General features: G+C 49.7%; 11 protein-coding genes. 4 read left to right on the top strand and 7 right to left on the bottom strand.

Translation table 11 applies throughout. From position 1 onward, the window contains the following. Positions 1–122 precede the first annotated feature (122 nt). Both WMO65_RS16610 and WMO65_RS16605 read left to right on the top strand, forming a co-directional pair. Entirely contained in the window at positions 123–677 is a 555-nt protein-coding gene (locus tag WMO65_RS16610; RefSeq protein WP_148391809.1) for a M15 family metallopeptidase, read from the top strand. Between the two features lie 312 nt (positions 678–989). Further along, positions 990–2,453: a nicotinate phosphoribosyltransferase gene (locus tag WMO65_RS16605; protein WP_033144060.1), complete on the top strand. Its 1,464-nt coding sequence runs from the start codon at positions 990–992 to the stop codon at positions 2,451–2,453. 78 nt (positions 2,454–2,531) lie between these two features. Here the strand turns inward: WMO65_RS16605 and spoVT are convergent, their stop codons facing one another. The 5 genes from spoVT to WMO65_RS16580 all read right to left on the bottom strand — a co-directional run bounded on the left by spoVT (position 2,532) and on the right by WMO65_RS16580 (position 7,921). Beyond that, positions 2,532–3,074, bottom strand: a complete 543-nt coding sequence (gene spoVT, locus WMO65_RS16600) for a stage V sporulation protein T (protein ID WP_033144051.1) — start codon at positions 3,072–3,074, stop codon at positions 2,532–2,534. 136 nt (positions 3,075–3,210) lie between these two features. After that, the gene (locus tag WMO65_RS16595) at positions 3,211–4,152 is read right to left on the bottom strand and encodes a DMT family transporter (RefSeq protein WP_148391808.1); all 942 of its coding nucleotides are present in this window, start codon (positions 4,150–4,152) and stop codon (positions 3,211–3,213) included. Positions 4,153–4,208: 56 nt separating this feature from the next. Then, entirely contained in the window at positions 4,209–5,105 is an 897-nt protein-coding gene (locus WMO65_RS16590) for an NTP transferase domain-containing protein (RefSeq protein ID WP_148391807.1), read from the bottom strand. A 1-nt stretch (position 5,106) separates the two neighbouring features. Then, on the bottom strand, positions 5,107–6,867 hold the full coding sequence (locus tag WMO65_RS16585) for a phosphotransferase (RefSeq protein ID WP_148391806.1): 1,761 nt from the start codon (positions 6,865–6,867) through the stop codon (positions 5,107–5,109). Between the two features lie 208 nt (positions 6,868–7,075). Then, positions 7,076–7,921 (bottom strand): HAD family hydrolase, encoded by an 846-nt coding sequence (locus WMO65_RS16580; RefSeq protein WP_103732252.1) that lies wholly within the window; start codon positions 7,919–7,921, stop codon positions 7,076–7,078. A 206-nt stretch (positions 7,922–8,127) separates the two neighbouring features. On the opposite strand from WMO65_RS16580, the gene WMO65_RS16575 reads away from it, so the two are divergent. Beyond that, the gene (locus WMO65_RS16575; RefSeq protein ID WP_148391805.1) at positions 8,128–9,318 is read left to right on the top strand and encodes a MalY/PatB family protein; all 1,191 of its coding nucleotides are present in this window, start codon (positions 8,128–8,130) and stop codon (positions 9,316–9,318) included. 63 nt (positions 9,319–9,381) lie between these two features. On the opposite strand, the gene WMO65_RS16570 is transcribed toward WMO65_RS16575, so the two are convergent. Together WMO65_RS16570 and WMO65_RS16565 are read right to left on the bottom strand one after the other, a co-directional pair. Next, positions 9,382–9,639 carry a hypothetical protein gene (locus WMO65_RS16570; RefSeq protein ID WP_033144189.1) on the bottom strand — a complete coding sequence of 86 codons (258 nt, stop codon included), beginning with the start codon at positions 9,637–9,639 and terminating at the stop codon, positions 9,382–9,384. A 303-nt stretch (positions 9,640–9,942) separates the two neighbouring features. Next, complete coding sequence (locus tag WMO65_RS16565; RefSeq protein WP_033144188.1) at positions 9,943–11,265, bottom strand: alpha-glucosidase/alpha-galactosidase; 1,323 nt, start codon at positions 11,263–11,265, stop codon at positions 9,943–9,945. A gap of 139 nt (positions 11,266–11,404) precedes the next feature. Between WMO65_RS16565 and WMO65_RS16560 the strand changes: the two genes are divergently transcribed. Continuing rightward, positions 11,405–12,226 (top strand): AraC family transcriptional regulator, encoded by an 822-nt coding sequence (locus WMO65_RS16560; RefSeq protein ID WP_103732500.1) that lies wholly within the window; start codon positions 11,405–11,407, stop codon positions 12,224–12,226. Positions 12,227–12,228 lie beyond the last annotated feature (2 nt).

Here is a 12,228-nt window from a genome sequence, read left to right as displayed (position 1 = left end):
GCGCTAAAACCTATGTACAGTATACTACAAAATATTTCCCAATACTATCCTGGAGCAGTGTTTTTTTCTCCTCCCTCTGCATAGAATACTGGTTGAATACGAATAATAAGGCTGGTCAATCCATGTCGAAATTTTCCATACTGGTCAATCGGGAGCGCCCCCTGCCAAAAGGCTGCATTCCGCAAAATCTGACTGAACCCGCGATTCCCTTTCAAGCACCTCCCGGTGACGCCAAACGGCTCCTGGTCAGGGAGGCAGCCGCAGCCGCTGAAAAACTGTTTGCCCGTGCCCGGGAGGAGGGCCTCTGTCTGTGCGGTATCTCAGGCTACCGTCCCTACACCCGCCAAAGTGAACTGTACCGGGCAGCTCTTGCGAAAAACACCTCCATGACCGCTGTAGCGCCTCCGGGATGCAGTGAACACCAGACAGGCCTTGCCCTGGATGTATCCTGTCCCTCTGAAAACTACGAGCTGGAGGAGACCTTCGCCCTGACGCCGGAGGGCAAATGGCTCAATACCTATGCCTCCCACTTCGGTTTTATCCTCCGCTACCCAAAAGGAAAGGAGTCGGTCACCGGATTTCCCTATGAGCCCTGGCATATCCGCTATGTAGGGGACCCCCTTGCCCTTTACCTGTCCCTCACCGGTTTGACCCTGGAAGAATACTACTTGTTATAATTAGACGAAAATATGTTACTGTTCACTGCGTGCCCAGCAACACGCTTCGCGATGCACAGATATGGAGCATTTTGCTCCACATCGCGCTGGCTGCCTCGGGATTTTCATGCCTTCGGCCTGAAAACACCTCGCGGGACAGTGGTATGTGAACAGTAACGAAAATACACCAAACAATCCGGCAAAATGCCAGTGTATCCTTGCATTTTGCACAAAAAGTGCTATAATATCACCAAGGCTGACGCAATCCCGGAGAACAGACTGATTTTCAAGGGAAGGCAGACAGATAAAGCTATTGCAAAGGAGCACTATAGTATGAGAGCTTTGAATTTAACATTACTGACCGATTTATATGAGCTGACCATGATGCAGGGCTATTTTAAGAACCCTACTGACCAGGTAGTCGTTTTCGATGCCTTTTACCGAAAAAATCCGTGTGACGGAGGATACGCCATTGCTGCCGGACTTGAACAGATTATCGAATATATTCGCGACCTCCACTTCACCCCGGATGACATCGACTACCTGAAATCTCTGAAGATCTTCGACGCAGATTTCCTGGAATACCTGCGGGGCTTCCATTTTACAGGTGATATCTACGCCATTCCGGAGGGGACCGTAATCTTCCCAAGGGAACCTCTTGTGAAGGTCATTGCCCCTGTTATGGAGGCCCAGCTTATTGAGACAGCTCTGCTGAACATTCTGAACCACCAGAGCCTGATCGCCACAAAGGCCTCACGGGTGGTATATGCTGCCAAAGGGGACGGAATCATGGAATTCGGCCTGCGCCGCGCTCAGGGCCCGGACGCGGGAATCTACGGCGCCAGAGCCGCTATGATCGGCGGCTGTATCGGAACTTCCAATGTGCTGACCGGTCAGATGTTCGACGTGCCCGTAAAAGGAACCCATGCCCATAGCTGGATCATGAGTTTCCCTGACGAGTACACCGCGTTTAAGGCATACGCAAAACAGTACCCCAATGCCTGCATTCTGCTGGTGGATACCTATGACGTGCTGGATTCCGGCGTGCCCAATGCCATCCGTGTATTTAAGGAAATGCAGGAGGAGGGCATAGAGCTGAAAGGCTACGGTATCCGCATTGACAGCGGTGACCTTGCCTACCTCTCCAAACAAGCCTACAAGATGCTGGCTGACGCCGGTTTTGAGGACGCCATTATCTCCGCCTCCAGCGATCTGGACGAGTACCTGATCGACAGCCTGAAGGCCCAGGGAGCCAAGATCAATTCCTGGGGCGTGGGCACCAATCTGATCACCTCCAACGGCCATCCGGCTTTCGGCGGTGTGTACAAGCTGGCTGCCATAAAGGAAAAGGATGACGAGGACTTTGTTCCCAAGATCAAGCTTTCCGAAAATGTAGAAAAGGTGACAAACCCGGGAAACAAGACCGTTTACCGGATATATGACAAGGCCACCGGTAAAATCCGGGCGGACCTGATCTGCCTGGCGGACGAGACCTTTGACACGGAAAAAGACATGATCATTTTTGACCCCATGGCTACCTGGAAGAAGACCAAGATTGCCGGCGGCACCTATACACTGCGCGAACTTCTGGTTCCTGTATTCCTGAAGGGTGAATGTGTCTACACCTCCCCCTCCGTCATGGAGATCCGCGATATATGCGCCAAAGAAAAAGAAACTCTCTGGAGTGAGACCATGCGTCTCGTCAATCCCCAGGAAGTCTACGTGGACTTATCTGACAAGCTGTACGCGATCAAATCCAGACTTCTGGAGGAGATGGGCGAAGCTGCCATCGAATAAAGATTTGTACATGAAAAATGCACCTGTCCCCGAATCCCTCTTACCGATTCCGGGCAGGTGCACTGTTTTTTCTTTTCCCTACTGTTCCATCTGACGTCCCAGAAATCCGGAAGCCGCCTGGGCAAGCTTCAGCTCTGTCTCCGTAAATGCCCTGCCGCCCTCTCTTCCAAGCAGGATCACAATGCCGATGCTGTCCCCGGCGCATGTGATGGTGCTGTATGCCTGTGAACTGTAATCATACCGGTCATCCTCCACCACTTTCAGGAACCCCTTGTCTGTGACAACATCATTTCCCCTGTCAGCGATCACATCCTCCAGCTCAGAATGTATCCTTTTTCCCAAATATTCCTTGGAACCGCTTCCTGCAGCGGCGATCACCTGGTCATGGTCACAGATGCATACCATACATCCGGCTACCTGGGCCAGGCTCTCTGCATACTCCTTTGCAAAATTCCCAAGCTCTCCAATGGGTGAATATTTTTTCAGGATGATCTCCCCTTCCCGGTCCGTAAAAATCTCCAGGGGGTCACTCTCTCTTATACGCAGTGTTCTTCTGATTTCTTTCGGAATTACCACACGCCCCAAATCGTCGATTCTTCTGACTATACCTGTAGCTTTCATAAAAAAATTTCCTCCATTTTACACTATGACATTTATCTTCTTTAACTTCACCTTCGCCTGAACGAATGGTAACTTTGGCAGTTAAATGTAGTATTTGTAAAATAGAGGAAACTATACATTTTTTGTTATTTTTAATCTATGCTGTTTTCGTCTTCATCCCAAAGACTTCCTTTAAATCAGCCGCTGCCGTAAGTGAACCCAGCAGGATCACGATCCCGCAGATGACGCTCTTCACATCCGGCATCTGGCCCAGGAACACAAGTGCCAGCACGATGGACCAGGCAGAGTATGTAATATCCAGAGCCATGCCTCTGGCGGCTCCCAGTGTGTTGATGGCTTTATAGTAGCACAGGTAAGAAGCTGTGCCGAAAAATGCGGATATGAGAATGATCGCCGTAGTTTTTGTAAACGCAATATCCGCGGTGAATCCCCATCCCTTAATGACCGTGAGGATCACAGCCCCATAGAAAACAGCGCTGGTCATCTGACGGATCATCAGGGCATGTTCGTTGTTCACATTCGGGTCCTTCATGCCGTAAGCACAGATCACCACCTCAACAGCCCAGCCCACCACACAGAGTAGCGCGCACGCAAATCCCAGTCCGAAATTGCTGATCTGACTGCCGCCCGGTGTATATCCAAGGGCCACCATACCGCCGATACTCACAATAAATCCCGCGATCTGAACAGGCTTCATCCGCTCTTTCAGGAAAATATAGGATAATACCGCGCCCAATGCCGGAAACATGGCGGAGATCATGGCTGTGTAGGTCGCACCCAGGTACTTGATGGCAAATACATACCCGGTCATACCAATCGGCCCGCCGAACAGAGCACCCAGTATAATGAATTTGCCGCTCCTGGTCTTCAGTGCCCGCACCACGTTTTTCATCTGTTTTCTGACTCCCATATAGAAAAGCATCCATACTGCAGAGCAGAAATCATGCAGAAAGGTACTCACAAAAGGTGCCAGAAAAATTGCCTGTTCCGTGCTCACAAAAGGTGTCATAGCAAGGGCGATTCCCAAAATAATGGTATCTGCCGCCCAGAAGATACCTGCTGCCAAACCTGTAATCATCTTATACTCTCCATTCTTTCAAAACCACACACCGGACTGCCCTGCTGCTTTCAGGCCTATGACCTGCCGCTTCCCTGCATTGCATATCTGGCGATATTTCCTGCTTCGTAATCGTACTGGTAGGCACCGCCCGGTGCCAGAAACTGTATGCCTGATACGGAACCGTCCGCGCGCTTTGCCGGATTGATACTGTGTATCTCACTTTCCCTGCATCCCAGCGTCTCTGCTATGTATTCCATGATGCGGGAACCGGAATGATCCCTGTAGACACTGTCAAATTCCCGCAGCTCCTCCAGGGAATCGAACTCGTAGATATTCCTCTCATCACATTTTTTCAGTTTCATGGGAAGCTTCTCTATGTTCTCCAGATAGATATTCTCCCACAATTTTTCCGCAGTCTCCGGCTTCCCGTACGCCTCATCCAGAATCTCCAGAAACTGCCGGGTGTACTCCTCTGTCCAGAAGGCAGGGCCGTTCATGTACCAGGAATCCCTGCCTCCGATCACCACTGAGGTGATGATTCCCTCCTCATTTTCCTGCATACACCACTCATTCGTCTCGCCCTCCGCGTAAAGAGCGGAGTAAAAGCTGCCGTCCGCCATCTTCTCAAAAGGGTTCTCATTAAAGTAATTATCTGCGCAGCATATATAGGTATTGTGCAGATATTCCCTCACCGCGTAGATGGAGCTGTGGTTGTTCTTCCTGTCATACTCCGGGTTGTGGACCAGAGTGACACCCAGCTTTTCCTTCAGATACTCAAACATTTCTGCCTTGTAGCCCGTCACCACGATCACTTCATCAATACCCGCCTCGCGGAGCTGGCAGATCTGACGTTCGATCAACACTTCACCTCTGACGGGAATCAGAGCTTTGGGCATCTCATATGAGATCGGGGCAAATCTGCTGGACAGACCCGCTGCCAGAATCACTGCATTTTCTGCCTGATAAGACATATCACTGTTCTCCTTCCAATCCCTGCTTTACATACCTGTAATATTCTTTTGCATATCCGTACTGTCTCAGAGAGTATTCCCCGAACTCCACGCCTTCATGCCTCTTGAACTCACACCAGTTGCTCCACAAAAAGCCGCAGACCGCAATGTAGGCGTATATCTTAAGCCTTACCTCTTCCCTGCACCCTTCCGTATAGTAGGCATCTATCAGCTCGTCCACCTTATCCTTCTCGTACAGGGCATAAATGGCGAACATGGCAATATCCACATCCTCATCCTGCATGCCGGCATACTCCCAGTCGATCAGGGATATTTTCTCATTCTCCCCCTCACCCTGCATCAGGAAATTATCCGGAACTGAGTCTATATGGCACAGAATCCAGTTCTTGGGCTGTTCGTCAATATATTTCTTTAATTCATATACCTTTTCCTTGGTCCTGTCGTAGTCGCGGTAACAGGATGGCTCTCCTTTCCACAGACTCTCGTAGAACTCAATCCTCTCAAAGATATCAAAGGTATGTCCCGCCTTAAGGCCGCTGCTGTGGAATTTCCTCAGCACCTTCATGCACTTCTTCACATCCTCAGGGTTTTCCGAGTCGCAGCACCTGGCGCCTTCCAGGTACTCCGTCAGCTTGCAGCCGCTGTCCGGGTCAAAGTAACGGATGGTATCGCTGAGCTTTAAATCCTTTATGACCTGATACACCTCATATTCCTGCCTGCGGTTGATGAGCTGTTCGGTTCCCTCCCCCGGGATTCTCATAATATAGCTCCTGCCCCTGCAGGAAAACCGGAAGGAACGGTTTGTCATGCCCTTCTTCAAAACCTCTATCTGTTCAATCTCTTTCAATTCACAGTCCAGTGCCCCTGCGATCTCCTGCAGAATTCCGGAGTTGAGCTGCTTTGACTCCTCGTCCAGCTCTCTGAGCTGCTCATATGTATTGATCTCATACACTTCCCTGGCCGGAACCACTCTGGCGGAGACTGTCATCTTCTCCCTGTCCATAAGGGCCGCCTCCCAGAACGCATTGTTGAAGGATTTTCTCCCGGTCAACTCCCGGATCCTGGTTCTGAGCCGCTCCGCGTCCCGTTCCAGAATATAGGCAATCCCTATCATGCCGTTTCCGCTCTTCTCCGCATCCACTGCCACCAGCTCCAGCTTCCGGTTCACCCGCACATCGCTCTCGTCATCCACCAGATCGGTGACCATATACCAGGAATACAGTTCTCTGTCGGAAAAAGGATTAAAGCTGCACCACACATCACAGGGAATGATATATGTATTGGAAATCCTGTCTGCCGCCAGCTTCAGGGAGTGGAGATTGTTCTTATCCCCATATTCCCGGTTGACGATCAGATTGACGCCGTACTGGTCAATCAGGTATTCATACTGCTCCTTCATAAATCCCACAACGATATCAATCTTATGTATGCCCGCCTCATGAAGCTGCCGGATCAGGCGCTCTATAAGCGGTTCTCCGCCTACCTCTATGAGTCCCTTGGGAATCTCACGGTTGATGGGGACCATGCGCACCCCGTATCCAGCCGCCAGGATAATGGCGTTCTTTGGCTTCTTCTGCTGTATTTCCTCCACTGCCCTGTCTGTCAGAGTATACTCCTTATTCAGATACCCGTCCTTCACCAGAGCGGCCAGCGACTGATTGACTTTTCCCAGGGAATATCCTGTGCTCTCTGACAGGGTTCTCTGGTTGTGGTAGCCTTTATCTATAATTGCGTTCATTACGTCGTATTCTTGTATATTCATGTAATTATATTTTCTCCTTTTCATGAACATTGTGGTTTTATAATAGCACTCCCTCTGCCCTATTGTCAAGATTTTTCTACCCACAAAGTGCCGCTCTCCCGGCACATATTCTTTTTCCAAGAGCTTTCCACGCAAAAAAAGACCCGCCAGACGGAAAATTTCATCCGAATCTGACAGGTACTTTCTCCATTATTTATCTTCCGGACGGTTATATGTCCAGATTGGCGTAAAATTCTTTTATTTTTGCCTCCTGGTAGGTTCCGGCAAAGGTGCCCTCCAGGAAATGCTGCAGCCCTTTCTCCGCAAATTCCTCCCAGGACTCCGTCTCCTGGTATGCCAGAACAGGGTAAAACAGGACACCTGTGCTCTCTGCCGCCATTTTGTCTGCAGGGGCATCCCCGATCATGAGCACATGGTCTTTCTCATAGCCCCGCTCTGTCAGGGACTGAAGGCATGCCTCCTTTGTGCCGGACTCCTGGGACAGAAGCAGATCTGCGTATTCCATAAGACCGCTGTCCTCCCATTCCCTGCGGATCTCTTTGCCGTTGGAGGCTGTGACGATCACCACATCAGCTTTGCCTTTCATGAGCTTCAGGGCATCCTCCACACCGTCAAAGGGTGACTTTCTGCTGTTGGAGAGCATCACAATGGAATCATTGACCAGTCTTGACCACTCCAATGCTTTCTTCATGCAGATACTGTCTGTTCTCTCATATGCCTCCCTGAGGCTTTCATCTGACAGCTCATCTGTTGTCTGGACCCAGTAGATCAGCTCATCCAGACCGTCCACCCTGGCGTAATTCTCGTTAATCTCCACCAGAATCTTAGCCAGCCCCTTAAACCGGTTGATTCCCCGGCTTCTGCTCAGCAGGTTGATCTTCCTCCAAAGCCGTACAATATCCTCCCTGTAATCCCCCAGATCCCATTCATGCACAAGGCACGGCGCAAAGCAGCGCATATGTTTTACATCCATAGTGTCCATGGCACAGCCATCAGAGTCAATACATATCAAAAAGTCCCTGGATTTTTCAAAATCCTTTGCTACATTTTTCATTCTCCTGCCCTCCATTTACAACATAATAATTATATCTATTATACTATCTTCTTATTCATGCCGCAATAAACATACTTCCGGCACTTTGCAGAAATATTGAAGTTATCTTTGTATAACTTGCAGAATCATGTTTTTCCGGTAGGAATTTTTCAAAAAAAATGTTATACTGTTGCAAGCAAATACCGTTACGCAAAGGAGAACAAGATATGCCAGAATACAATTTCGACGAATATATTGACCGGACCGGGTCCAATTCCATAAAACACGCATTTAAAAAGGAATATCATGTGCCGGAGGACGTTATCCCCCTGTGGGTAGCCGACATGGATTTCCGCTCACCCAAAGAAGTCTGTGACGTGATCGCGGAGGCCGGAAAATTCGGTATCTTCGGCTATGCCGGTGTGCACGATGATTATTTTGAAGCCATCCACGCCTGGATGCTGAAACGCCACGGCTGGGATGTGAAAGAGGAGTGGATGGTCCGCATCCCCGGTGTTGTCTGCGCCATTGCCACGGCTGTGCGCGCTTTGACGAAGGAGGGGGACGGCGTCATGATCATGCAGCCGGTCTATCATCCCTTTAAGAATGTACTTGTGGCCAACAACAGAAAGGTAGTGAAGCACTGCCTGAAAACCGGAGAGGACGGCCGTTTCCATATTGATTTTCAGGAAATGGAGCACCAAATCGCTGAGGAGGACGTCAAAATGCTGGTCCTCTGCACGCCCCACAACCCGGGCGGCCGTATCTGGGATAAGGAAGAGCTTGAGAAGATCGCGGATATCTGTCTGCGCCATCAGGTCTATGTGGTCGCCGATGAAATCCACCACGATTTCATCCTGCCGGGCCACACCTTCACAGAGTGGGCATCTGTAAGTGAGGAGATGAACCAGCACAGCCTTATCTGCACTGCTCCCAGCAAAACCTTCAATATTGCGGGCCTGGGCCTGTCCAACATCTTCATTCCGAATGAAGAGATCCGCAAAGCCTTTGAAAAAGAGATCTCACGCGCCAGCATAGAGGCCGGCAATGTCATCGCCCTGGATGCCTGCAAGGCAGCCTATACTTACGGCGAGAACTGGCTGGATGAGCTGCTGGAATACCTGGAAGGAAATGTTTCACTTGTCCGCAGCTTCCTGAAAGAGAATCTGCCCCAGATCAAACTCATGGAGCCGGACGGCACCTATCTGATCTGGCTGGATTTCTCCGCCCTCGGAATGGACAGTGACGCCCTGGATGAATTTCTTATCCACAAAGCCAAAGTATGGCTGAACAAAGGCTCCATGTTCGGTGACGGGGGCGAGCGCTGCTTCCGGATGAACCTGGGAAGCCCACGCCATGTGATCTTAAAGGCACTGGAACAGATCAAAGAGGCAGTTGATACACTGGAAATCCAATAAAATAATTACGGGCAGTTCCGCCGGAAGCTGTATCTTCCCGGCGGGACTGCCCTTTTTGATTTATCATAGCTCTCTCTCCTGCTGCCGGCCCCGGCTTATGCGCCTGGCATCCTGAAACAGCTCGATATCTTCCCTTGTGACTTTAATATTCGTGATATAATTCTTTCCCTGGGGCGTTGTCACGCTGACTTCCACCACGGTCCCCTCCTGAAGTGCATCCGCGGATACGGATTCCAGAAATCCCCGGACTTTTGGATGGCGTTTTTCAAACTGTGCCATGGCCGATCTGGCCTGCATCATTTTTATCGGATTGAATCCCATACTGTTTTTCTCCTTTATCCGCCTTACACAAGTCTCCCAGACCTGCCCGCCGGCTTTTGCCGTCTGCCGTTTATTCTTCCGGGCATCATGCATTCTGTGTACTTTTGGCATAGTCATTGTTTGATAAAGTATTATATCATGAATTTTCTGCATTAATATGCCATTTCCCTAATTTATTGAAATTTAATATTTACCGGGGAAGAATCCGGCCTGAAAACACCTCGGGGGACAGTGGCATATGAACAGTAACAAAAGGGTACCGCAAATCTGCAGTACCCTTGAATATCCGTATATTTTGATTTTTTATTTGTACATTTTCATGTAGTCGCCGTGTGCGTCAATAAGCTCGTCACACATTTTCACAATATCATCAATGCTCAGCTCTGCACCTGTATGCGGGTCCATCATGGCAGCCTGGTAGATGTATTCTTTCTTCTTGGTCGCTGCTGCTTCAATGGTAAGTAACTGTACATTGATATTGCTCATGTTCATGGCTGCAAGCTGTACCGGCAGTCTTCCGACTCTGCAGGGGTTCACACCTGTTCCGTCAACCAGGCAGGGAACTTCCACACAGGCGTCTGCCGGAAGGTTCTCAATGGAACCGTTGTTGATCACATTGCCGCCGATCTTGTACGGTTGGTTGGTCACAACTGCCTCCATAATATAGGAAGCATATTCCTTGCTTCTGTCATGGGTGATCTTACCGTCCTTGAGGATGCTGTTTCTCTCCTCTTCCCATCCCTTGATCTGCTCAATACATCTTCTCGGATACTCATCCAGCGGAATATTGAATTTCTCGATCAGTTCCGGATATTTGGATTTGATGAAGAACGGATTGTACTCTGCATTGTGCTCACTGGACTCTGTGCAGTAATATCCAAGGTGTTTGATATATTCAAAACGAACCATATCGTCATGTTTCTGTGCTGCATTCATCTCTGCTGCTCTTCTGCGGATCTCCGGATACAGATCATTGCCGTCCTTATCCTTGATGTCCAGCAGCCATGCCATATGGTTGATACCCGCAATGGTCTCCACACGGCCTTCCAGCTTGTCCTTCATATCCAGCTTTTCAAGCAGCTTCTCTGAACATACCTGAACGCTGTGGCACAGACCTACGGTCTTCACGCCTGTGTAACGCTGCATATATCCGGACAGAATGCCCATGGGGTTTGTGTAGTTTAAGAAAAGTGCGTCCGGGCAGACCTCTTCCATATCTCTTGCAAAACCTTCCAGTACCGGAATGGTACGGAGCCCTCTCATGATACCGCCGATTCCCAGTGTATCCGCAATGGTCTGACGAAGGCCGAATTTCTTCGGGATCTCAAAATCTGTGATGGTGCAGGGATCATATCCGCCCACCTGGATAGCATCTACAACAAATGTTGCATCCCGAAGCGCTTCTTTTCTGTTCTCCACGCCCAGATAAGTTTTGATGTGTGCACGTCCCTCGTTTACATTTTTGTTGATTGCATTGAGGATGATCTCGGAATCCTCCAGACGTTTTCTGTCAATATCATATAATGCGATCTCACTGTCACACAGTGCCGGGCTGCACATACAGTCGCCAAGTACATTTCTTGCAAATACGGTGCTTCCTGCACCCATAAAAGTAATCTTAGCCATTTTATTATTTCCTCCGTTTCTGTTGTTTTCTGATGGTTCTTATTATATAATCAGAGCAGAAAAGTTTCTATCTTATTTGTTTCTTATAATTGTAAAAATGTTGCATGTAGGTAATTATTCGGATAAAGGAGTGAGCAAAATGAACCCAGAACCATCCGGTACCCTGTCCATCTATTTCTGCGGCACCGAGCCATGCGCCCCCGGACATGCCTTTGGCCCGGCTGTCCGTCCCCACTATCTCATCCACGTGGTGCTGGACGGAAAGGGGATCTATAAGCGAAACGGGGAGACCTATCATCTGAAAGCAGGGGATGCTTTCCTCATCTCCCCCATGGAGTCCACCTATTACCAGGCTGACGAAAAGGAACCGTGGCGGTACGCCTGGGTGGGATTTGACGGCATGAGTGCGAAAGACCTGCTGGAGAGAACATGTTTCCGGAACTCCTGTGTGTACTTCTGTCCCGATGACGAAAAAAAGAGAGAGGCTGTCATTGCCCATGTTCTGGAACTTCTGGATTCCTTTCTCTCCCGGGGGCAGAACAGCCTGACTCTGTTAGGACATTTTTTCCAGCTCCTGGGCACCATGCAGAGCCCGGAGCCGGCCGGACGGGAAGAATATCCCCGCCAGTATCTGGCAAAAGCCATGGAATATATGAACAACAACTACAGCTACAATATACGAATCTCTGATATTGCATCCTATATCGGTGTGGACCGCTCTTATCTGTACCGCATTTTTATGGAGGAGGAACACATCTCACCCAAACAGTACCTGATGCGTCTGCGGCTTCGCACCGCTGCCAGTATGCTGCGCTCACCCCGGTATACCATCACGGAGATTGCCTACTCCTGCGGGTTTCGGGATGCGGCTGCCTTCTGCAGCCAGTTCCGCAGGGCCATGGGATTTACACCCAGCCAGTTTCGGGAATACCTGAAAGAGGAGACAAAATATACCCAGTAGCT

Origin of the sequence: Blautia caccae (assembly GCF_040095955.1) — a bacterium.
In the GTDB taxonomy this organism is placed as follows: Bacteria; Bacillota; Clostridia; order Lachnospirales; family Lachnospiraceae; genus Blautia; species Blautia celeris.
This window is presented reverse-complemented; position numbering and strand designations above follow the sequence as displayed.